This window comes from Streptomyces sp. NPDC097107, assembly GCF_044762405.1.
Classification (GTDB): domain Bacteria; phylum Actinomycetota; class Actinomycetes; order Streptomycetales; family Streptomycetaceae; genus Streptomyces; species Streptomyces thinghirensis.
Genome location: NZ_JBIWEF010000001.1, coordinates 492,450 through 515,097, shown reverse-complemented (window position 1 = coordinate 515,097; position 22,648 = coordinate 492,450). Strand labels below are relative to the sequence as shown.

15 protein-coding genes are annotated in these 22,648 nt (G+C 71.0%); 9 read left to right on the top strand and 6 right to left on the bottom strand.

The genetic code is table 11. The features are described from left to right. Positions 1 to 29: 29 nt before the first annotated feature. On the bottom strand, positions 30 to 1,391 hold the full coding sequence (glnA, locus tag ACIQ1J_RS02380; protein WP_055416613.1) for a type I glutamate--ammonia ligase: 1,362 nt from the start codon (positions 1,389 to 1,391) through the stop codon (positions 30 to 32). Between the two features lie 276 nt (positions 1,392 to 1,667). On the opposite strand from glnA, the gene ACIQ1J_RS02375 reads away from it, so the two are divergent. The 3 genes from ACIQ1J_RS02375 (at position 1,668) to ACIQ1J_RS02365 (ending at position 4,776) form a co-directional block, all read left to right on the top strand. Next, positions 1,668 to 2,336: a DUF3105 domain-containing protein gene (locus ACIQ1J_RS02375; RefSeq protein ID WP_403553361.1), complete on the top strand. Its 669-nt coding sequence runs from the start codon at positions 1,668 to 1,670 to the stop codon at positions 2,334 to 2,336. Further along, entirely contained in the window at positions 2,333 to 2,959 is a 627-nt protein-coding gene (locus ACIQ1J_RS02370) for a DUF305 domain-containing protein (RefSeq protein WP_403553359.1), read from the top strand. The genes ACIQ1J_RS02375 and ACIQ1J_RS02370 overlap by 4 nt, the downstream gene beginning before the upstream one ends. Before the next feature lie 62 nt (positions 2,960 to 3,021). Further along, the gene (locus ACIQ1J_RS02365; RefSeq protein WP_403553357.1) at positions 3,022 to 4,776 is read left to right on the top strand and encodes an NAD+ synthase; all 1,755 of its coding nucleotides are present in this window, start codon (positions 3,022 to 3,024) and stop codon (positions 4,774 to 4,776) included. Between the two features lie 19 nt (positions 4,777 to 4,795). Here ACIQ1J_RS02365 and ACIQ1J_RS02360 read toward each other — a convergent pair whose 3' ends face one another. From ACIQ1J_RS02360 to ACIQ1J_RS02350, 3 genes are all read right to left on the bottom strand, one after another. Beyond that, positions 4,796 to 5,242 (bottom strand): VOC family protein, encoded by a 447-nt coding sequence (locus tag ACIQ1J_RS02360; protein ID WP_121746671.1) that lies wholly within the window; start codon positions 5,240 to 5,242, stop codon positions 4,796 to 4,798. 91 nt (positions 5,243 to 5,333) lie between these two features. Next, positions 5,334 to 5,588, bottom strand: a complete 255-nt coding sequence (locus tag ACIQ1J_RS02355) for a Txe/YoeB family addiction module toxin (protein ID WP_121746670.1) — start codon at positions 5,586 to 5,588, stop codon at positions 5,334 to 5,336. Continuing rightward, positions 5,585 to 5,848: a type II toxin-antitoxin system Phd/YefM family antitoxin gene (locus tag ACIQ1J_RS02350; RefSeq protein WP_210958775.1), complete on the bottom strand. Its 264-nt coding sequence runs from the start codon at positions 5,846 to 5,848 to the stop codon at positions 5,585 to 5,587. The genes ACIQ1J_RS02355 and ACIQ1J_RS02350 overlap by 4 nt, the downstream gene beginning before the upstream one ends. A gap of 168 nt (positions 5,849 to 6,016) precedes the next feature. Here ACIQ1J_RS02350 and ACIQ1J_RS02345 point away from each other — a divergent pair, with 168 nt between their 5' ends. Then, positions 6,017 to 9,022 (top strand): bifunctional [glutamine synthetase] adenylyltransferase/[glutamine synthetase]-adenylyl-L-tyrosine phosphorylase, encoded by a 3,006-nt coding sequence (locus ACIQ1J_RS02345; protein WP_403553354.1) that lies wholly within the window; start codon positions 6,017 to 6,019, stop codon positions 9,020 to 9,022. Between the two features lie 229 nt (positions 9,023 to 9,251). Here ACIQ1J_RS02345 and ACIQ1J_RS02340 read toward each other — a convergent pair whose 3' ends face one another. After that, positions 9,252 to 10,115: a phosphatase PAP2 family protein gene (locus ACIQ1J_RS02340; RefSeq protein WP_403553352.1), complete on the bottom strand. Its 864-nt coding sequence runs from the start codon at positions 10,113 to 10,115 to the stop codon at positions 9,252 to 9,254. A 94-nt stretch (positions 10,116 to 10,209) separates the two neighbouring features. Beyond that, a complete protein-coding gene (locus ACIQ1J_RS02335; RefSeq protein WP_403553350.1) occupies positions 10,210 to 11,241 on the bottom strand; it encodes a LacI family DNA-binding transcriptional regulator in 1,032 nt (343 codons plus the stop codon). Between the two features lie 378 nt (positions 11,242 to 11,619). Between ACIQ1J_RS02335 and ACIQ1J_RS02330 the strand changes: the two genes are divergently transcribed. The 5 genes from ACIQ1J_RS02330 to pulA all read left to right on the top strand — a co-directional run bounded on the left by ACIQ1J_RS02330 (position 11,620) and on the right by pulA (position 22,643). Continuing rightward, positions 11,620 to 12,891, top strand: a complete 1,272-nt coding sequence (locus ACIQ1J_RS02330) for an extracellular solute-binding protein (RefSeq protein ID WP_403553348.1) — start codon at positions 11,620 to 11,622, stop codon at positions 12,889 to 12,891. Between the two features lie 113 nt (positions 12,892 to 13,004). Further along, positions 13,005 to 14,009: a carbohydrate ABC transporter permease gene (locus ACIQ1J_RS02325; protein WP_403553346.1), complete on the top strand. Its 1,005-nt coding sequence runs from the start codon at positions 13,005 to 13,007 to the stop codon at positions 14,007 to 14,009. A 13-nt stretch (positions 14,010 to 14,022) separates the two neighbouring features. Further along, positions 14,023 to 14,934 carry a sugar ABC transporter permease gene (locus tag ACIQ1J_RS02320; RefSeq protein ID WP_403553344.1) on the top strand — a complete coding sequence of 304 codons (912 nt, stop codon included), beginning with the start codon at positions 14,023 to 14,025 and terminating at the stop codon, positions 14,932 to 14,934. Positions 14,935 to 15,052: 118 nt separating this feature from the next. Beyond that, positions 15,053 to 16,735: a glycoside hydrolase family 13 protein gene (locus tag ACIQ1J_RS02315; RefSeq protein WP_403553342.1), complete on the top strand. Its 1,683-nt coding sequence runs from the start codon at positions 15,053 to 15,055 to the stop codon at positions 16,733 to 16,735. Positions 16,736 to 17,225: 490 nt separating this feature from the next. Then, entirely contained in the window at positions 17,226 to 22,643 is a 5,418-nt protein-coding gene (gene pulA / locus ACIQ1J_RS02310) for a pullulanase-type alpha-1,6-glucosidase (protein ID WP_403553340.1), read from the top strand. Positions 22,644 to 22,648: the final 5 nt, after the last annotated feature.

Here is a 22,648-nt window from a genome sequence, read left to right as displayed (position 1 = left end):
TATCAGCGGGAAACCTGCTCCGACGATCCCTACAGCACCGGCAGGCTCTTCCGCAGCTCGAACGCCGTCACCTGGGAGCGGTACTCCTCCCACTCCTGCCGCTTGTTGCGGAGGAAGAAGTCGAAGACGTGCTCGCCGAGGGTCTCGGCGACCAGGTCGCTGCGTTCCATCAGGGCGAGGGCCTCGCCGAGGTTCTGGGGGAGGGGCTCGATGCCCAGCGCGCGGCGTTCCGAGTCGGACAGGGCCCACACGTCGTCCTCGGCGCCCGGCGGGAGTTCGTAGCCCTCCTCGATGCCCTTGAGGCCGGCGGCGAGGAGGACGGCGTAGGTCAGGTACGGGTTGGCGCCGGAGTCGATGGAGCGGACCTCGACGCGGGCCGAACCGGTCTTGCCGGGCTTGTACATGGGGACGCGGACCAGGGCCGAGCGGTTGTTGTGGCCCCAGCAGATGTACGAGGGGGCCTCGCCGCCGGCGCCCGCCGTGCGCTCGGAGCCGCCCCAGATGCGCTTGTAGCTGTTCACCCACTGGTTGGTGACCGCCGAGATCTCCGCCGCGTGCCGCAGCAGGCCCGCGATGAAGGAGCGGCCGACCTTGGAGAGCTGGTACTCGGCGCCGGACTCGTAGAAGGCGTTGCGGTCGCCTTCGAACAACGACAGGTGCGAGTGCATGCCCGAGCCCGGGTACTCCGAGAACGGCTTCGGCATGAAGGTGGCCTGGAGGCCCTGCTCCAGCGCGACCTGCTTCATGACCAGGCGGAAGGTCATGATGTTGTCGGCCGTGGAGAGCGCGTCGGCGTAGCGGAGGTCGATCTCCTGCTGGCCGGGGGCGCCCTCGTGGTGGGAGAACTCGACCGAGATACCCATCGACTCCAGCATGGTGATCGCCTGGCGGCGGAAGTCCATGCCGATGTTCTGCGGGGTGTGGTCGAAGTACCCGGAGTTGTCGGCGGGGGTGGGGACCGTGCCGTCGACGGGCTTGTCCTTCAGCAGGAAGAACTCGATCTCCGGGTGGGTGTAGAAGGTGAAGCCCAGGTCGGAGGTGCGGGCCAGGGCGCGCTTGAGGACGTAGCGCGGGTCGGCGAAGGACGGGGAACCGTCCGGCATGAGGATGTCGCAGAACATGCGGGCCGTGCCGGGGGCCTCCGCGCGCCAGGGCAGGACCTGGAAGGTGGAGGGGTCCGGCTTGGCGATCATGTCGGACTCGTAGACCCGGGCGAAGCCCTCGATCGCGGAGCCGTCGAAGCCGATGCCCTCGTCGAAGGCCTGCTCCAGCTCGGCCGGGGCCACGGCGACGGACTTGAGGAAGCCCAGTACGTCCGTGAACCACAGGCGTACGAACCGGATGTCGCGCTCCTCCAGCGTCCGGATCACGAACTCCTGCTGCTTGTCCATCTTCCGCTTCCCCATCCTCGCTGGTCAGGCCGCCTGTCTCCGGTACGGCGGGAGGCGGCCCTGCACCTGAGCATCACACCACAGCACGGTTTCGTACGCGTTGCGGGCCTCGGTCGGCCCACCGGCTCTCCCCGCAGCGTAGAGGCCGCCTGTTCGATCGGGCCATTCCTGGGTTCCCACCGCGACGGATCCTGTGATCTCCCTACGATTCAGCCCTCCTCCGCCATTACGATCAGCGGACTCCACCGCCCCCCTTTTCCCAGAAGGGCACACCCCATGGGTTCCGCCAAGAAGAGCAGCAACACGGCGCGACAGACACGCATAGCCGAGATGCGGCGCGCCGAGGAGGCCCGCGACCGCCGGAACCGGATCCTCACCATCGCGGTCAGCGCCGTGGTCGTCGCCGGTCTCGTCGTCGGCGGAGTCGTCCTCGTCCGGTCGCAGTCCGGCGACTCCGACGATGCCACGGCGTCGGACGGCAAGACCTCCGGCAAGTTCGTCGCCGGGTCGGACGGGGTGCGGACCTGGAAGGGCGACCTGGCCCGCAACCACGTCGCCAAGAAGGTCTCCTACCCGGCCGAGCCCCCGGTCGGCGGCGACCACAACCAGGTCTGGATGAACTGCAACGGCGACGTCTACACCGAGCCGCTGGAGAACGAGAACGCCGTGCACTCGCTGGAGCACGGCGCAGTCTGGGTGACGTACACCGACAAGGCGCCCGAGGCCGACGTGGAGAAGCTGGCGGCGAAGGTGAGGAAGACGCCGTACTCGCTGATGAGCCCGGACGACAAGCAGAAGGACCCGATCATGCTCACCGCCTGGGGCCACCAGCGCACGGTGACGGGCGCCGACGACCCGAACGTGGACAAGTTCTTCGAGAGGTTCGTGCAGGGCGAGCAGACCCCGGAGCCAGGTGCCGCCTGCACGAACGGTCTGTCGCAGTGACACCGAAACGGGCCGGCTGGATCGCGGGGGCCGCCGCCGCGGCCCTCGTCGCGGCCGGCGGCATCACCTACGCCGTCGCCGGGGACGACGGCGCGGGCCGGGTCCCGACGGCCGACTCCGCGGACGCCGGCTTCGCGCGGGACATGTCGGTGCACCACCAGCAGGCCGTGGAGATGTCGTACATCGTGCGCGACCGCACGAAGGACGAGGAGGTGCGGCGCCTCGCGTACGACATCGCGCAGACCCAGGCCAACCAGCGCGGCATGATGATCGGCTGGCTGGACCTGTGGGGGTTGCCGAAGGTGTCGTCCGACCCGCCGATGAGCTGGATGGGCATGGGCGACATGCCGTCGGCGGGGGAGGGCTCGCTGATGCCGGGGATGGCCACCGACGCCGAGATGGAGAGACTGGCCACGCTCGACGGGAAGCGGGCGGAGGTCTACTACCTCCAGCTCATGACCGAGCATCACAAGGGCGGCGTCCACATGGCCCAGGGGTGCGCCGACAGGTGCGCGGTCGGGGTGGAGAGGCGGCTGGCGCAGGGGATGGTGGCGTCCCAGGAGTCGGAGATCCGGCTGATGGCGGACCTGCTGGCGGAGCGGGGCGCGAAGCCGCGGACATGAGGACATGAGACGGGTACCGGCACGCCACCCCATCGCGTCGTTCTGACGATTAGACTGTGCGCGTGCCTCAACTACGACTCGCCCTCAACCAGATCGACTCGTGTGTCGGCGACATCGCCTCGAACGCGGAGTCGGTCGTCCGCTGGACCCGGCACTCGGCCGAGCGGGGAGCGCACCTGGTGGCGTTCCCGGAGATGGTCCTGACCGGGTATCCCGTCGAGGACCTGGCGCTCAGGCCGTCCTTCGTGGAGGCGTCCCGCGCGGCCCTGCGCTCGCTGGCGGCGCGTCTGGCGCGGGAGGGCTTCGGCGCGCTGCCGGTGGTCGTCGGCTACCTCGACCGCTCCGCCACCGCCCAGCCGAAGTACGGCCAGCCGGCCGGCGCCCCGCAGAACGCGGCGGCCGTGCTGTACGGCGGCGAGGTGGCGCTGAGCTTCGCCAAGCACCACCTGCCCAACTACGGCGTCTTCGACGAGTTCCGCTACTTCGTGCCCGGCGACACCCTGCCGGTGGTGCGGGTGCGCGGCGTCGACGTGGCGCTGGCCATCTGCGAGGACCTGTGGCAGGACGGCGGCCGGGTGCCGGCCGCGCGCTCGGCGCGGGCCGGGCTGCTGCTCTCCGTCAACGCCTCGCCGTACGAGCGCGACAAGGACGACACGCGGCTGGAACTGGTGCGCGGGCGCGCCCGGGAGGCCGGCTGCACGACCGCCTACCTCGCGACGACCGGCGGGCAGGACGAGCTGGTCTTCGACGGCGACTCGATCGTGGTAGACCGGGACGGGAAGGTCGTGGCGCGGGCGCCGCAGTTCTCCGAGGACTGCGTGGTCGTCGACCTGGACCTGCCGGCCGCCGAGGCGGACGCGCCGACCGGCGTGGTGGACGACGGCCTGCGCGTCGACCGGGTCGTGCTGTCCGAGGAGCCGGTGCCGGCCTACCCGCCGGAGCCGTCCGGCGGGCACGCGGAGCGCCTCGGCGACGACGAGGAGGTCTACTCGGCGCTCGTCGCCGGACTGCGGGCGTACGTCGCGAAGAACGGCTTCCGCTCGGTGCTGGTCGGACTGTCCGGAGGCATCGACTCCGCGCTGGTCGCGGCGATCGCCTGCGACGCGGTCGGCGCGGAGAACGTGTACGGCGTCTCGATGCCGTCCAAGTACTCCTCCGGGCACTCCCGGGACGACGCGGCGGAGCTGGCGCGGCGCACCGGACTGAACTACCGCACCGTGGCGATCGAGCCGATGTTCGACGCGTACATGGGGGCGCTGGACCTGACCGGACTGGCGGAGGAGAACCTCCAGTCGCGGCTGCGCGGGACGCTGCTGATGGCCATCTCCAACCAGGAGGGCCACCTCGTGCTCGCGCCCGGCAACAAGTCGGAACTGGCGGTGGGGTACTCCACGCTGTACGGCGACTCGGTCGGCGGGTACGGGCCCATCAAGGACGTGTACAAGACGTCCGTCTTCCGCCTCGCCGAGTGGCGCAACCGGTCGGCCGGGGACCGTGGCCGGACCCCGCCGATCCCCGAGAACTCGATCACCAAGCCGCCGAGCGCGGAGCTGCGCCCGGACCAGGTCGACACGGACTCGCTGCCGGACTACCCGGTGCTGGACGCGATCCTCGAGCTGTACGTCGACCGGGACCGGGGCGCGGACGAGATCGTGGCCGCCGGGTACGACCGCGAGCTGGTGACGAGGACGCTGCGCATGGTCGACACCGCGGAGTACAAGCGGCGCCAGTACCCGCCGGGCACCAAGATCTCGCCGAAGGGCTTCGGCAAGGACCGCCGGCTCCCGATCACCAACCGGTGGCGGGAGACCGACTGATCCCGAAGGACCGGCTCTCCTAGCCCTGCCGCTTCTGGTCCGCCAGCAGCTGGTGCAGCGGCTCCGTCGCCCGGCGGCGGTACTCCTGGACCGCCCAGCCGTTGCCGTCCGGGTCCTTGAAGTACATGAACGTGGCGCCGTCGTCCGGGGCGTACTGCACCGGCTCGGAGACCTCCAGGCCGCGCCCCACCAGCTCCGCGTGGGCCGCCTTGATGTCGGTGACGCACAGCTGGAGTCCCTGGTACGAGCCGGGGGCCGGCGTGGTCTGGCCCTGGGCCATGTCCCAGATGGCCTCGCCGAGGGCGATGGAGCAGCCCGAGCCGGGCGGCGTCAGCTGGACGATGCGCATGCCCGGCATGACCTCCTGGTCGATGTCGACGTGGAAGCCGACCTTGTCCCGGTAGAAGTCCCGGGACCGGTCGATGTCGGTCACGGGCAGCGGGATCACTTCGAGCGTGAAGTCCATGGCACGGCTCCTTCGGCGTCCTTGTCGAGCACGATGTCGTGATGTCGGTTCTGTCGGTGTCCGTCTGTGCGTATCCGTCAGTGCGTATCCGTCAGTAGTGGTACCGCGCCTGCACGATGACCAGGACGCCATCGGCGGGCTTGTACACCAGGCGGTGCGTGTCGTCGATGCGGCGTGACCAGTAGCCCGACAGGTCGCCCTTCAGGGGTTCCGGCTTGCCGATGCCCTTGAACGGGTCACGTGTGATGTCGGTGATCAGTCTGTTGATCCGCTTGGTCACCTTCCGGTCGCTCTCGGCCCAGTGGACGTAGTCCTCCCAGCCGTGCGACGTGAAAGTGATCTTCACGTGCGCTCCGCGTCCGGATCGATCAGCTCGCGCCGCCGTGCGCCGCCGGACTGGGCCTCGGCGATGGAGTCGAGCAGGCGGCGGGCGTTCTTGGGAGAACGCAGGAGATGCACCGTCTCCGTCCAGGCCGTGAAGTCCTCCTCGGACATGAGCACGGCGTTGCCCTTCCGGGAGGTGATGTGCACCGGGGCATGGTCCTCGTTGACCTGCTCTATCAGGGGGAACAGGTTCTGACGGGCTTCGCTTGCGGTAATGGACATACGGGTGCCTCCCTTCACGGCTTGTACAAGATATCGTACGAGTGCGGAGTGGTCCACCGGAAGCCGGGAACCGGGAGCGAGAGCGGTACGCCCCGGCGCCCCCGCGCCGCTCCCCGGTTACGCTCAGGCCGTACGACCTTGATCCCACAGGTCCGACAGGAGGCCGAGATGACGGCGCCGGGGCGCAGGAGCAGTACCTTCACGCGGCTGCTGCGGCACGGCTTCACCGATCCCTCGGCCGCCGAGCGGCTGCTGGACGGCGTGGAGCTGGCCGGGGTCCGCGACGACCCGGTCCTGCTGGAGGCGCTGGGCGCCACCGCCGACCCGGACCTCGCCCTGCACGGACTGGTCCGGCTCCTGGAGGCGCAGCCCGAGCCCACCGCCCGCCAGGAGCTGCTGGACACCCTGATAGCGGCCAAGCCGCTGCGCGACCGTCTCCTCGGTGTGCTCGGCGCCTCCGAGGCGCTGGCCGACCACCTCGCCCGGCACGCCGGCGACTGGCAGGCCCTGGTCACCTACGAGCCGCGGGACCTGCACCGCGGGGTGGCGGAGTTCGAGCGCGGCCTCGCCGAGGCCACCGACCCCGTCTCCCTGCGCGTCGCCTACCGGCGCTGCCTGCTGTCCATCGCCGCCCGCGACGTGTGCGGCACCATCGACGTCGCCGAGACCGCCGCCGAGCTGGCCGACCTCGCCACCGCCACGCTGCGCGCCGCCCTCGCCCTCGCCGAGGCCGCCGCGCCCGAGGACGCGGCGCTGTGCCGGCTCGCGGTGATCGCGATGGGCAAGTGCGGCGGACACGAGCTGAACTACGTCTCGGACGTGGACGTGATCTTCGTCGGCGAGCCCGCCGAAGGCGCCGACGGAGCGGCCGACGAGGCCAGGGCGATGCGGGCCGCGACCGCGCTCGCCTCGCACCTGATGCGGATCTGCTCCGAAACCACCGTCGAGGGCTCCATCTGGCCCGTCGACGCCAACCTCCGCCCGGAGGGACGCAACGGCCCGCTGGTGCGCACCCTCAGCAGCCACCTCGCCTACTACCAGCGCTGGGCCAAGACCTGGGAGTTCCAGGCACTGCTCAAGGCCCGCCCGGTGGCCGGCGACCCCGGCCTCGGCGCCGAGTACGTGGCCGCCCTCCAGCCGCTGGTGTGGCAGGCCGCCGACCGCGAGAACTTCGTCCCGGACGTGCAGAAGATGCGCCGCCGGGTGGTGGAGACCATCCCCGTCGCCGAGGTCGACCGGCAGCTGAAGCTGGGTCCGGGCGGGCTCAGGGACGTCGAGTTCGCCGTCCAGCTGCTCCAGCTGGTGCACGGGCGGTCGGACACGTCCCTGCACAGCGGTACGACGCTGGACGCGCTGGAGTCCCTCGCCGCGGGCGGGTACGTGGGCCGGGCGGACGCCGCCCAGCTCGACGAGGCGTACCGCTTCCTGCGTTCCATGGAGCACCGCATCCAGCTCCACCGGCTGCGGCGCACCCACCTCGTCCCCGAGGACGAGGCCGACCTGCGGCGCCTCGGCCGCTCCCTCGGCCTGCGCACCGACCCGGTCGCCGGGCTGCTGCGCGCGTGGCGGCGGCACGCGTCCGTCGTACGCCGGCTGCACGAGAAGCTGTTCTACCGGCCGCTGCTCGACGCCGTGGCCCAGCTGGCGCCCGGCGAGGCCCGGCTGAGCCCCGAGGCGGCGCGGGAGCGGATGGTCGCCCTCGGGTACGCGGACCCGGCCGCCGCGCTCCGGCACCTGGAGGCGCTGGCGTCCGGCGTCACCCGCAAGGCGGCCATCCAGCGGACCCTGCTGCCCGTGCTGCTCGGCTGGTTCGCCGACTCGGCCGACCCGGACACCGGCCTGCTCAACTTCCGCAAGGTCTCCGACGCGCTCGGCACGACGCCCTGGTACCTGCGGCTGCTGCGGGACGAGGGCGCCGCGGCCGAGAACCTCGCCCGGGTGCTCTCCGCCGGGCGGCTCGCCCCCGACCTGCTGATGCGGGCGCCCGAGGCCGTGGCACTGCTCGGGGACGGCAACGCCGGCGGGCTGGCGCCGCGCGGGCGGCTACAGCTGGAGCAGGAGACACTCGCCGCGGTCCGCCGGGCCGACGGCGCGGTGCAGGCGGTCACGGCGGCGCGCGGGGTCCGGCGCCGGGAGCTGTTCCGTACGGCCGCCGCGGACATCGTCGGTTCCTACGGCACCGAGGCGCAGCCCGTCGAGGCCGACCAGGGCGCCCTGGTGGACCTGGTCGGCGGCGCCGTGTCCGACCTGACGGCGGCGACCCTGGCGGGCACCCTCCGGGCCGTCGTGCGGGAGGGCTGGGGCGACACGCTGCCGACCCGGTTCGCGATCATCGGCATGGGCCGGTTCGGCGGGCACGAGCTGGGCTACGGCTCGGACGCGGACGTGCTCTTCGTGCACGAGCCGCGCGACGGGGTCGAAGAACGGGTGGCGTCGGACGCGGCGAACAAGGTCGTCTCCGAGATGCGCCGCCTGCTCCAGGTCCCCAGCGCCGACCCGCCCCTCCTGATCGACGCGGACCTGCGTCCCGAGGGCAAGTCCGGCCCGCTGGTGCGGACCCTGAAGTCGTACGAGGCCTACTACCGGCGCTGGTCGCTGGTGTGGGAGCGGCACGCGCTGCTGCGGGCCGAGTTCGTCGCCGGCGACGCGGATCTGGGGCGCCGGTTCACCGAGCTGGTCGACCCGCTGCGGTACCCGGCGGACGGGCTCGGGGAGGACGCCGTACGGGAGATCCGGCGGCTCAAGGCCCGGATGGAGTCCGAGCGGCTGCCGCGCGGCGCCGACCCCAAGCTGCACGCCAAACTGGGGCCGGGCGGGCTGTCCGACGTGGAGTGGACCGTGCAGCTGATCCAGCTGCGGCACGGGCACGCGGAGCGGGGGCTGCGCACCACCCGGACGCGCCAGGCCCTGTCCGCCGCCTGCGACGCCGGGCTCATCTCGGCGGAGAACGCCGGGACACTCGACGAGGCGTGGGTACTGGCGACGCGCGTGCGCAACGCGGTGATGCTGGTGCGAGGCCGGGCCGCCGACACCTTCCCGACCGACCCCCGGGAGCTGGCGGCGGTGGGCCGCTACCTGGGCCACGGTCCGGGCCACGCGGGCGACATGCTCGACGAGTACCGCCGCACGGCCCGCCGGGCCCGGGCGGTGGTGGAGGACCTGTTCTACGCGTAGCCGCGACGCGGTAGCTGCCGGGCGGTCGCGCCGGGCAGGCGTACGCGCCATACCGCTGCGGGCAGTCGCGCCGGGCAGGCGTACGCGCCATACCGCTGCGGGCGGTCGCGCCTCCCCAGTGCCTGAACGGCCTCGGAGGTACCCCCAGGCGGTACGGGTGGGCTGTGGAGGAGGCACCCCGCACCGCCGGGCCGCGCAGCGCCCGCCCCGGCGTCAACGCGGGCAGGCGTCACGCACGCGTGGGCAACCACGCCCCCCGCCGCTCCACCGGCCCCGGCGCAACCCGCGGCAGCGCATGCGGCAACGCCCCGTACCAGGCCGCCGCCACCAGGTACCCGAACCCCAGACACAGCACCCCGCCCACCGCGTCCAGCCAGAAGTGGTTGGCGGTGGCGACGATCACGACCAGGGTCAGCGCCGGATACACCAGCCCCAGCACCCGCACCCACGGCACGGAAGCCAGCGCGAAGACGGTCAGCCCGCACCACACCGACCACCCGATGTGCATCGAGGGCATCGCCGCGTACTGGTTCGACATGTTCTTCAGGTCGCCGGACGCCATGGAGCCCCACGTCTCGTGGACCATCACCGTGTCGATGAAGTGCCCGCCGTTCATCAGACGGGGCGGGGCGAGCGGATACAGGTAGTAACCGACCAGGGCGACGCCCGTCGTCGCGAAGAGCACGAGCCGGGTCGCCGCGTACCGACCGGGATGGCCGCGGTACAGCCACACCAGCACACCCAGGGTCACCACGAAGTGCAGCGTGGCGTAGTAGTAGTTCATGCCGACGACCAGCCAAGTCACCGAGTTCACGGCATGGTTGACGGACTGCTCGACGGCGATGCCGAGCTGCTGCTCGACGCGCCAGATCCAGTCGGCGTTGCGCAGTGCCTGCGTCCGCTGCTCCGGTACCGCGTTCCGGACGAGGGAGTACGTCCAGTAACTGACGGCGATCAGCAGGATCTCGAACCACAGCCGGGGTCGGCGCGGTGCGCGGAGCCGGCGCAGCGGGCCCCGCCCCGTCTCCTCCGTGACGGGGTGCGGAGCGCCCTTTTCCAGGCGTTCCGAAGTCCTCACGGTCGCGTCACCCATAGGCATGAAGTCTGCCAGAAAAGCCCTCTCCCACCGATCATCCCCCGGTCGGATCCGGGCCGCATCCGGCCACCTCGCGGAGGAGGCGGCGGGGCTACCGGTTGCGCTCGCCCGGCGCCGACGCCGTCGAGCCGCGTACCACCAGCTCCGGCATGAACACGAACTCACTGTGCGGCGCGGGCGTCCCGCCGATCTCCTCCAGCAGCGTGCGCACCGCTGCCTGCCCCATCGCCGGGACCGGCTTGCGGACGGTCGTCAGCGGCGGGTCGGTGAAGGCGATCAGCGGCGAGTCGTCGAAGCCGACGACCGAGAAGTCCCTGGGCACCTCCAGGCCCCGCTGCCGGGCCGCCCGTATCGCGCCCAGCGCCATCATGTCGCTGGCGCAGACCACCGCCGTGCAGTTCCGCTCGATGAGAGCGGTGGCCGCCGCCTGGCCGCCCTCCAGGGTGTAAAGGGAGTGCTGGACGAGATCCGTCTCCACGGTCTCGGCACTCAGATCCAGTTGGTCCTGGATGGTGCGGACGAAGCCCTCGATCTTGCGCTGCACCGGCACGAACCGCTTCGGGCCGAGGGCCAGCCCGATGCGGGTGTGGCCGAGCGAGACGAGGTGCGTGACCGCGAGGCTCATCGCGGCGCGGTCGTCGGGCGAGATGAACGGCGCCTGCACCTTCGACGAGAAACCGTCGACGAGGACGAAGGGCACGCCCTGGGCGCGCAGCCGTTCGTAGCGCTGCATGTCGGCGGTGGTGTCGGCGTGCAGGCCGGAGACGTAGATGATGCCGGCGACCCCGCGGTCGACCAGCATCTCCGTCAGCTCGTCCTCCGTGGAACCGCCCGGGGTCTGGGTGGCGAGGACCGGCGTGTAGCCCTGACGCGTCAGCGCCTGGCCGATGACCTGGGCCAGCGCCGGGAATATCGGGTTCTCCAGCTCCGGCGTGATCAGGCCGACCAGGCCCTCGCTGCGCTGCCGCAGCCGCACGGGGCGTTCGTAGCCCAGGACGTCGAGGGCGGCGAGTACGGACTCTCGGGTGGTGGCGGCGACGCCCGGCTTCCCGTTGAGGACGCGGCTGACCGTCGCTTCGCTCACCCCCGCCTGGGCGGCGATGTCGGCAAGCCGTGTGGTCACAGGGGTGGACTGTACCTGTCGGCCGCCACCCTGCACACCGATGGGGCGCCGTGCACGGCCTGTTGGACGGCCCGGCGCGGGCTGCTGCGTCATCGCGCTCCCTCGAGAAAGTGGCGGCAAGAGCTTGCAGAGTCTTGCACAACCGGCCCGATACCGCTCGGCCCCTGTAAACAAGCGTCTCATGACGGTCGCCAGGAGGTCACGCACGGATAACTTCGGAGATCTCTTGCACTTTTTTGCTGCAAGCACTTTCGCGCCGCTTTCAACGCTGTTACGTTCACGTCGCCCGACGGCGGCAAGGACGCGGTCGGTGTCGGCAGGAGCGGCGGACGGGCCCGCACCCTGCACCACACGGGCTTTCACCCTCAAGGAGAACTCATGCGGCGTGGCATAGCGGCCACCGCTCTGGTGGCGTCCCTCGCCCTCGCGGCGACGGCGTGCGGCGGGGACGGCGACAGCGACAGCGAGTCGGGCGGACCGGTCACCATCACGTACTGGGACACCTCGAACGCGACCAACGAGGCGCCGACCTACAAGGCCCTGGTCAAGGAGTTCGAGGCCGCCAACAAGGACGTCAAGGTCAACTACGTCAACGTCCCCTTCGACCAGGCGCAGAACAAGTTCGACACCGCCGCCGGTTCCAAGGGCGCCCCCGACGTGCTGCGTGCCGAGGTCGGCTGGACCCCCGCCTTCGCCAAGAAGGGCTTCTTCCTGCCGCTGGACGGCACCGAGGCCCTCGCCGAGCAGGACGAGTTCCAGCCCAACCTGATCGAGCAGGCCGGGTACGAGGGCAAGACCTACGGCGTCCCGCTGGTCACCGACACCCTCGCCTTCGTCTACAACAAGGCACTCTTCGAGAAGGCCGGCGTCGAGGCCCCCAAGACCTGGGACGACCTGAAGAAGGCCGCCGCCACCATCAAGGACAAGACCGGCACCGACGGCTACTGGGCCTCCACGGCCGGGTACTACGCGCAGCCGTTCCTGTACGGCGAGGGCACCGACACGGTCGACGCCGAGGGCAAGAAGATCACCGTCGACTCGCCCGAGGCGAAGAAGGCGTACGGCACCTGGCTGAGCCTCTTCGAGGGCAAGGGCCTGCACAAGGCCGACGTCACCGCCGACGCCTACGCCCACATCCAGGAGGCGTTCGTCAGCGGCAAGGTCGCCTCGATCGTCCAGGGCCCGTGGGAGATCACCAACTTCTACAAGGGCTCCGCCTTCAAGGACAAGAACAACCTCGGCATCGCCACCGTCCCGGCCGGCTCCACCGGCAAGGCGGGCGCCCCGACCGGCGGCCACAACCTGTCGGTGTACGCCGGCTCGGACAAGGCACACCAGCAGGCGTCGCTGAAGTTCGTGAAGTTCATGACCTCGGCGAAGTCCCAGGAGACCGTCGCCCTGAAGAACTCCACGCTGCCGACCCGCGACGACGCCTACACCGCCGAGGTCAAGGCCGACCCGGGCATCGCCGGCTTCCAGACGGTCCTGCCCGCCGCCCAGCCGCGCCCGGCCCTGCCGGAGTACAGCTCCCTGTGGACCCCGCTCGACGACGAGCTGCCCCAGATCGCCGGCGGCAAGAAGTCCCTGGACGAGGGGCTGGGCGACGCCGAGACCGCGATCGCCAAGCTGGTGCCGGACTTCAGCAAGTGAGTCCGGGTGGCCGCCGGGTCCCCGACCGGAGGGGAGGGACCCGGCGGCCACCGCACCGAGCGCCGCACCCCCTGACGTTCCGCTCGTCCTGATGCTCCCGAAGGTGTCGAACCATGACAGTCGCCATCGACCGCGCGACCGGCAAGCGCCGCGGTGACCGCACCCCGCGGCCCGGCCTTGGCCGGCGTCTGAAAGACGGCTACCAGAAGCACTGGTACGCCTACGCCATGATCGCGCCGGTGGCCGTCGTGATCGGCGTCCTCGTGCTGTACCCGCTGGGTTACGGCCTCTACCTCACCCTCACCGACGCCAACAGCCTCAACACCGGGCGCACGATCGGCGTCAACGAGATCGAGGCCACCTACGAGTTCGTCGGCCTGGACAACTACGCCGACATCCTGTGGGGCCCCACGGCGTACGACCGCTTCTGGTCGCACTTCATCTGGACCATCGTGTGGACGGCGGTCTGCGTCGGCCTGCACTTCTTCATCGGCCTCGGTCTGGCCCTGCTGCTCAACCAGAAGCTGCGCGGCCGCACCTTCTACCGGCTGATCCTGGTCCTGCCGTGGGCCGTGCCCACCTTCGTCACCGTCTTCGGCTGGCGCTTCATGCTCGCCGACGCCGGCATCGTCAACTCCGCCCTGGACTGGCTGCACCTGCCGACCCCCGCGTGGCTGGAGGACACCTTCTGGCAGCGGTTCTCCGCGATCATGGTGAACACCTGGTGCGGTGTGCCGTTCATGATGGTCTCGCTCCTCGGCGGCCTGCAGTCCATCGACAACACCCTGTACGAGGCCTCCGAGATGGACGGCGCGAACGCCTGGCAGCGTTTCCGCCACGTCACTCTCCCCGGTCTGCGGTCCGTCAGCTCCACGGTCGTCCTGCTCGGCATCATCTGGACCTTCAACCAGTTCGCCGTGATCTTCCTGCTGTTCGGCAACACCGCTCCCGAGGCGCAGATCCTCGTCACCTGGGCCTACCAGCTCGGTTTCGGGCAGCAGCCGCGCGACTTCGCGCAGTCCGCGGCCTACGGCATCCTGCTGCTGGCCATCCTGATCGTCTTCACCTCCTTCTACCGCCGCTGGCTGAACCGCAATGAGCAGCAGCTCGCGAACTGAGGCAGGAGCCGCCATGAGTACCACAACCGCGCCCACCAAGGCCCCGGCGGAGCAGGCCGACGCGTCCACCGAGCCGCCGCGCCGGGTGCGCGGCCGCGGCGAACGCAGCCGCGCCGCGTCCCTCGCCTCCCACGGCGTCCTGTCCGTCGCGAGCCTCATCGCGCTCTTCCCGGTCGCCTGGCTGGTCTACCTGTCGCTCGGCCCGGACCAGAACGACTACCTGCACCCCGAGCGCATCTGGTCGAAGATGACCTTCGACAACTACGCGTTCGTGCTCCAGCACACGCAGTTCTTCGACTGGCTGAAGAGCTCGCTGATCGTCTCGCTGGGGACCACGGTCATCGGCGTCATGGTCGCCGCCACCACCGGCTACGCGGTCTCGCGGATGCGCTTCCCCGGCTACAAGAAGCTGATGTGGGTGCTGCTGGTCACCCAGATGTTCCCCATCGCCGTACTGATCGTGCCGATGTACCAGATCCTGTCCGAGCTCCAGCTCGTCGACAGCTACCTCGGCCTGGTCCTCGTCTACTGCTCGACCGCGGTGCCGTACTGCGCGTGGCTGCTCAAGGGCTACTTCGACACCATCCCGTTCGAGATCGACGAGGCCGGGCGCGTCGACGGGCTGAGCCCGTTCGGCACCTTCTTCCGGCTGATCCTGCCGCTCGCCCGGCCGGGCCTCGCGGTCGCCGGCTTCTACAGCTTCATCACCGCTTTCGGCGAGGTCGCCTTCGCCTCGACGTTCATGCTGAGCGACACGAAGTACACCTTCGCCGTCGGCCTGCAGAGCTTCGTCAGCGAGCACGACGCGCAGCGCCACCTGATGGCGGCCACCGCCGTACTCGTCGCGATACCCGTCTCCGCGTTCTTCTACCTGGTGCAGAAGAACCTGGTGACCGGCCTCACCGCCGGCGGCACGAAGGGCTGACGCCCCGCCGGGAAAACGTCCGGCCGCGGTGCCCATCCGACCCCGCTGCACCGCGGCCGGCCGCCTCGTCCCGACCCGTGCCTCCATGACCCCAGATCCGTCACATCACAAGGACGACATGAGCCAGCAGCACTCCGCCGCACCGGCCTCCGCCTCCGCCGTCGCCACCGTCGCAGGGCGCCACGACTGGTGGCGGGACGCGGTCATCTACCAGGTGTATCCGCGCAGCTTCGCCGACAGCAACGGCGACGGCATGGGAGACCTGGAGGGTGTCCGCACCCGCCTGCCGTACCTGCGCGACCTGGGCGTGGACGCCGTGTGGCTCAGCCCCTTCTACGCCTCGCCGCAGGCCGACGCCGGCTACGACGTCGCCGACTACCGGGCCGTCGACCCCATGTTCGGCACCCTGCTGGACGCCGACGCGCTGATCCGCGACGCCCACGCGCTGGACCTGCGCGTCATCGTCGACCTGGTCCCGAACCACTCCTCCGACCAGTACGAGTGGTTCAGGCGCGCCCTCGCCGAGGGCCCCGGCTCGCCGTCGCGCGACCGCTACCACTTCCGCCCCGGCAAGGGTGAGAACGGCGAACTGCCGCCCAACGACTGGGAGTCCATCTTCGGCGGCCCCGCCTGGACCCGGGTCACCGAGCCCGACGGCACGCCGGGGGAGTGGTACCTGCACCTGTTCGCCCCCGAGCAGCCCGACTTCAACTGGGAGCACCCGGCCGTCAGCGACGAGTTCCGCTCCATCCTGCGGTTCTGGCTGGACATGGGCGTCGACGGCTTCCGGATCGACGTCGCGCACGGCATGGTGAAGGCCGAGGGCCTGCCCGACCTTGGATCACACGAGCAGCTGAAGCTGCTGGGCAACGATGTCATGCCGTTCTTCGACCAGGACGGTGTCCACGACATCTACCGCCAGTGGCGGCTCATCCTGGACGAGTACTCCGGTGAGCGGATCTTCGTCGCCGAGGCGTGGACCCCCACCGTCGAGCGCACCGCGAACTACGTCCGCCCCGACGAGCTGCACCAGGCCTTCAACTTCCAGTACCTCGGCACCCACTGGGACGCGGCGGAACTGCGCACGGTCATCGACCGCACGCTGGACGCCATGCGCCCGGTCGGCGCCCCGGCCACCTGGGTCCTCTCCAACCACGACGTCACCCGGCACGCCACCCGCTTCGCCAACCCGCCCGGCCTCGGCACCCAGATCCGCCTGGCCGGCGACCGCGAACTGGGCCTGCGCAGGGCGCGCGCGGCGACCCTGCTGATGCTGGCGCTGCCCGGCTCGGCCTACGTCTACCAGGGCGAGGAGCTGGGCCTGCCGGACGTCGTCGACCTGCCGGACGAGGTGCGCCAGGACCCGGCGTACTTCCGGGGCGCGGGCCAGGACGGCTTCCGCGACGGCTGCCGGGTGCCGATCCCCTGGACGCGCACGGGGTCGTCGTACGGTTTCGGCGACGGCGGCAGCTGGCTGCCGCAGCCGGCGGGCTGGGGCGAGCTGAGCGTCGAGGCGCAGACCGGCGAGCCCGGCTCGACCCTGGAGCTGTACCGCGCCGCGCTGGCCGTACGCCGCGAGCAGGCCGGCCTGGGTGCGGGCGACGCCGTCGAGTGGCTGCGCGCGCCCGAGGGCGTCGTCGCCTTCCGGCGCGGCGAGTTCGTGTGCGTCGCCAACACCACGGGCGAGTCGGTGCCGATGCCCGCGTACGGGCGGGTGCTGCTGGCCAGCGGCGAGGTGACCGAGGCGGCCGGCGAGGCGAAGGTGCCGGCGGACACCACGGTGTGGTGGACGACCGGCTGACGGACCGCCGGCCCGGCGCACCGGCGTACGGGCGTCCACGAGGGCCCGCCGCCCCTGCTCCCGGGGGTTCATCCAGTCGGGTCCGTACCGCAGGGGCTACGGCGGTGGCGGCATCGACGGAGTCTTCGGCTCCCGGGCCGCGGCCGCCCTGACCCAGCTCAAGGCCGAAATGGGCGTCGGCCAGGCGTACCCCACGCCGTCGGAGGGCGCCGGGACGCCGGTCGACGTGCTGGCCGACGACCGGCGCAGGGCCGCCGAGGCGCTCCAGCGCAGCCAGCGGTCGTAAATCCTCCAGGCAACTTCCCACGGCCCGCCGCCCTTTCGGGTGGCGGGCCGTCGACATCCGCGGCCCGGTAACCCGAGCGGCCACCCGAAGGGTTGTGAAAGTTCTTGCCGTCCCTTTCACAACTCTTGCCGCAAGTCTTGCGTGAGCGCTACCGTCTCGCCGGGGTCGGACCCAACGAGCCGCAAGCACAAGGAGTTCACGCCTGTGATACGGAGATGGGTGGCGCCCCCGACGCGCCGCACCGCCCACGCCAGACGGGTCGCGGCAGTCACCGCGGCCGCGCTCGCCGCAGCGCTCGTCCAGCCCCTCGCCGCGCGGGCCGACGCCCCGCCCGCGCCCCCGTCGGACGCCAGGCTCGCGAAGGCCGACGCCCGGCACGACCTCACCCGCGAGCAGTTCTACTTCGTCCTGCCGGACCGCTTCGCCAACGGCGACACCCGCAACGACCGGGGCGGCCTGACCGGCACCCGGCTCGCCACCGGCTACGACCCCACCGACAAGGGCTTCTACCAGGGCGGCGACCTCAAGGGCCTGACCGAGAAGCTCGACTACATCAAGGGCCTGGGCACCACCTCCATCTGGATGGCGCCCCTCTTCGAGAACCAGCCCGTGCAGGGGACCGGGGAGAACGCCTCCGCCGGCTACCACGGCTACTGGATCACCGACTTCACCCGGGTCGACCCGCACTTCGGCACCAACCAGGACCTCAAGAACCTGATCTCCAAGGCGCACGCCAAGGGCATGAAGGTCTTCTTCGACGTCATCACCAACCACACCGCCGACGTCGTCGACTACGAGGAGAAGTCCTACGACTACCTCTCCAAGGGCGCCTTCCCGTACCTGACCAAGGACGGCGAGCCCTTCGACGACGCCGATTACGCGCAGGGCGACCGCCGGTTCCCGCGCGTGGACGCCGGCTCCTTCCCGCGTACGCCGGTCGTGCCCGCCGCCAAGAAGGACCTCAAGGTCCCGAAGTGGCTCAACGACCCGGCGATGTACCACAACCGCGGTGACTCCACCTGGGCCGGCGAGTCCGCCACCTACGGCGACTTCTCCGGCCTCGACGACCTGTGGACCGAACGGCCCGAGGTCGTCGACGGCATGGAGAAGATCTACCGGCGCTGGGTCGAGGACTTCGCCATCGACGGCTTCCGCATCGACACGGTCAAGCACGTCAACATGGAGTTCTGGACCCAGTGGGCGACCGCGCTCGACGCCTACGCGGCGAAGAAGGGCCGGGACGACTTCTTCATGTTCGGCGAGGTCTACTCCGCCGACACCTCCGTCACCTCCCCGTACGTCACCCGGGGCCGCCTGGACTCCACGCTGGACTTCCCCTTCCAGGACGCGGCCCGCGCGTACGCCTCCCAGGGCGGCAGCGCCAGGAAGCTCGCGGCCGTCTTCGGTGACGACTGGAAGTACACGACCGACAAGGCCAACGCCTACGAGCAGGTCACCTTCCTCGGCAACCACGACATGGGCCGCTTCGGCACCTTCCTCAAGCAGGACAACCCGAAGGCCACCGACGCCGAACTGCTGAAGAAGGACAAGCTCGCCAACGAGCTGATGTTCCTCAGCCGGGGCAACCCGGTGATCTACTACGGCGACGAGCAGGGCTTCACCGGCGCGGGCGGCGACAAGGACGCCCGCCAGCCGATGTTCGCCTCCCGCACCGCCGACTACCTGGACGACGACCAGCTCGGCACGGAACGCACCCACGCCGACGCCGCCTACGACACGCGAGCACCGCTCTACCAGCAGATCAGCGCTCTCGCCAAGCTCCGCAAGGCGCACCCGGCCCTCGCCGACGGCGTCCAGACCGAGCGCCACGCGGCCGACGGCGCCGGCGTCTACGCCGTCTCCCGCACCGACGCCGAACGCGGCACCGAGTACGTCGTCGCCTTCAACAACGCCGACGAGGCGAACACCGCGACCTTCGCGACCGGCTCGGCCGGCATGACGTTCCGCGGCCTCTACGGCACCGACGCCACCGTGCGGTCCGGCGCCGACAAGAAGGTCACCGTCACCGTCCCCGCCGGGTCCGCCATCGTCCTCAAGGCCGCCGGCCGGCTCGCCGAGCCCGCCACCGAGCCGGCCCTCACCCTCACCGCCCCCGGGCCCGGCGCCACCGGCACCGTCGAGCTGACGGCCGACGTCACCGGCGGGCAGCTGAACCGCGTCGTCTTCGCCGCCCAGACCGGCGACGGCAAGTGGCGCACCCTCGGCTCCGCCGACCACGCCCCCTACAAGGTCACCCACACCATCGGCGAGGACACCCCGGCCGGCACCGCCCTGCGCTACAAGGCGGTCGTCGTCGACTCGGCGGGCCGCACCGCGAGCACCACGGCCGCCTCGGCGACCGGCACCCCGCCCGACGAGCAGCCGCCCACCGCCGCCTCCCGCGACTACGCGATCGTCCACTACAAGCGGGACGACGGGAACTACACGGACTGGGGCCTGTACGCCTGGGGCGACCTCGCCGACGGCGAGGCGACCACCTGGCCCGACAGCCACGCCTTCACCGGCCGTGACGCCTACGGAGCCTTCGCCTACGTCAAGCTCAAGCCCGGCGCGAGTGACGTCAGTTTCCTGGTCGTCGACAAGGACGGCAACAAGGACGTAGCCGCCGACCGCACCATCGACGTCACGCGGACCGGCGAGGTGTGGATCGAGCAGGGCAGGGAGCCGGCCGCCACGGAGCGGCCCGACCACCCCGCCCAGGACACCACCAAGGCCGTCCTCCACTACCACCGCGCCGACGGGAACTACGACGGCTGGGGACTGCACGTCTGGGGCGGCGCCGCGAGCCCCACCGACTGGTCGAAGCCCCTGATGCCGGTGCAGACCGACTCCTACGGCGCGGTCTTCGAGGTACCGCTCACCGAGGGTGCCACCGGTCTCGGCTACATCGTCCACACGGGCGACGAGAAGGACCTGCCCACCGACCAGGCCCTGGACCTCAAGGCCAACGGTCACGAGGTGTGGCTGCTGAGCGGCGAGGAGAAGTACCTGCTGCCGCAGCCGGCCGGTTCGGCGGCGGCCGTCGACCTCACCACCTCCAAGGCGGTCTGGATCGACCGGGACACCGTCGCCTGGAACGGCTCCGAGGGCGCCGCCTCCACCCAGCTGCTCGCCTCCCGCACCGGCGCGGTCAAGGCCGAGGACGGCACCCTGACCGGCGACGACGAGACCACCTGGCTCCGCCTTGCCGAGACCACCCTCACCGACGTACAGAAGGCGGAGTTCCCGCACCTGGCGGAGTACACCGCCTGGTCCGTCGACCCGCGCGACCGCGACCGGGTGCGCGAGGCCCTGCGCGGCCAGGTCGTCGCCGCCCAGCGCGCCGCCAACGGCGCCGTGCTCGCGGCGACGGGCGTGCAGATCGGCGGCGTTCTGGACGACCTGTACGCGGCCGACGCGACGAAGGCCGACCTCGGCCCCGTCTTCCGCCGCGGCCGCCCCACCCTTTCCGTGTGGGCGCCGACCGCACAGGACGTGAAGCTGGAGATCGGTGACCGCACGGTCCGCATGCGGCGCGACGACGACACCGGCGTCTGGTCCGTGCGCGGCCCGCGCTCCTGGAAGGACAAGGCCTACCGCTACGCCGTGAAGGTGTGGGCACCCGAGGCCGGGAAGGTCGTCACCAACAAGGTCACCGACCCCTACTCCCTCGCCCTGACCACCGACTCCGAGCGCAGCCTCGTCGCCGACCTGGGCGACCGCTCCCTCGCCCCGCGCGGCTGGCACGGCTACGACAAGCCCGAGGCCGTGCCGCTCAGGGACGCCCGGATCCAGGAACTGCACATCCGCGACTTCTCGGTCGCGGACCGGACGGCGGACGCGGACCACAAGGGCACCTACCTCGCCTTCACCGACAAGGACAGCGACGGCTCCGAGCACCTGCGCGAGCTCGCGGAGTCGGGCACGTCGTACGTCCACCTCCTGCCGGCCTTCGACATCGCCACCATCCCCGAGAAGAAGTCCGACCAGGCCACCGTCGACTGCGACCTCGCAGCCCTCCCCGCCGACTCCGGCAAGCAGCAGGAGTGTGTGGCGAAGGCCGCCGCCGAGGACGCCTACAACTGGGGCTACGACCCGTACCACTACACGGTCCCCGAGGGCTCCTACGCCACCGACCCGGACGGCACCGCCCGCACGGTCGAGTTCCGCGAGATGGTCAAGGCGCTCAACGAGGACGGCCTGCGCGTCGTCATGGACGTCGTCTACAACCACACCGCGGCGAGCGGCCAGGCGAAGACCAGCGTCCTCGACCGGATCGTCCCCGGCTACTACCAGCGGCTCCTCGCCGACGGCTCGGTGGCGAACAGCACCTGCTGCGCGGGCACCGCCACCGAGAACGCCATGATGGGCAAGCTGGTCGTCGACTCGGTCGTCACCTGGGCCAAGGAGTACAAGGTCGACGGCTTCCGCTTCGACCTCATGGGGCACCACCCGAAGGCCAACATCCTCGCCGTGCGCAAGGCCCTCGACGCGCTGACCCTCAAGAAGGACGGCGTCGACGGCAGGAAGATCATCCTGTACGGCGAGGGCTGGAACTTCGGCGAGGTCGCCGACGACGCCCGCTTCACGCAGGCCACCCAGAAGAACATGGCCGGTACCGGCATCGCGACCTTCTCCGACCGCGCCCGCGACGCCGTGCGCGGCGGCGGCCCCTTCGACGAGGACCCCGGAGTCCAGGGCTTCGCCTCGGGCCTGTTCACCGAGCCCAACGGCTCGGCGGCCAACGGCACCGGGGCCGAGCAGAAGGCCCGCCTGCTGCACTACCAGGACCTGATCAAGGTCGGCCTCACCGGCAACCTCGCCGACTACACCTTCACGGACACCGACGGCAAGGAGGTCAAGGGCTCCGAGGTCGACTACAACGGCGCCCCCGCCGGATACGCCGAGGCCCCGGGCGACGCCCTCGCCTACGCCGACGCGCACGACAACGAGTCCCTCTTCGACGCGCTCGCCTTCAAGCTGCCGGCGACCGTGAGCGCCGACGACAGGGCCCGGATGCAGGTTCTCGCCATGGCGACCGCCTCCCTCTCGCAGGGACCGGCTCTCTCCCAGGCCGGCACCGACCTGCTGCGCTCCAAGTCGCTGGACCGCAACTCCTACGACAGCGGCGACTGGTTCAACGCCATCCACTGGAACTGCGCCGCCGGCAACGGCTTCGGCCGCGGCCTGCCCCCGGCCGCCGACAACGAGGACAAGTGGCCGTACGCCAAGCCCCTGCTCGGCACGGTCGAGGTCGGCTGCCCGCAGATCACGGGCGCCTCGGCGGCGTACCGGGACCTGCTGAGGATCCGTACGAGCGAGCAGGACTTCTCCCTCGCCACGGCGGAGCGGGTACGGTCCCGGCTCTCCTTCCCGCTCTCCGGGAAGGACGAGACGCCCGGCGTGATCACCATGCTCCTCGGTGACCTCGTGGTCGTCTTCAACGCCACCCCGCAACAGCGGGAGCAGCGGATCGAGGCGTCGGCCGGTACCGGCTACCGGCTGCATCCGGTGCAGACGGCGGGCGCGGACCCGGTGGTGAAGAAGTCCGCGTACGCGGCCGGAACCGGCACGTTCACCGTCCCGGGCCGTACGGTCGCCGTCTTCGAGCGCACCGGCTGACGGGC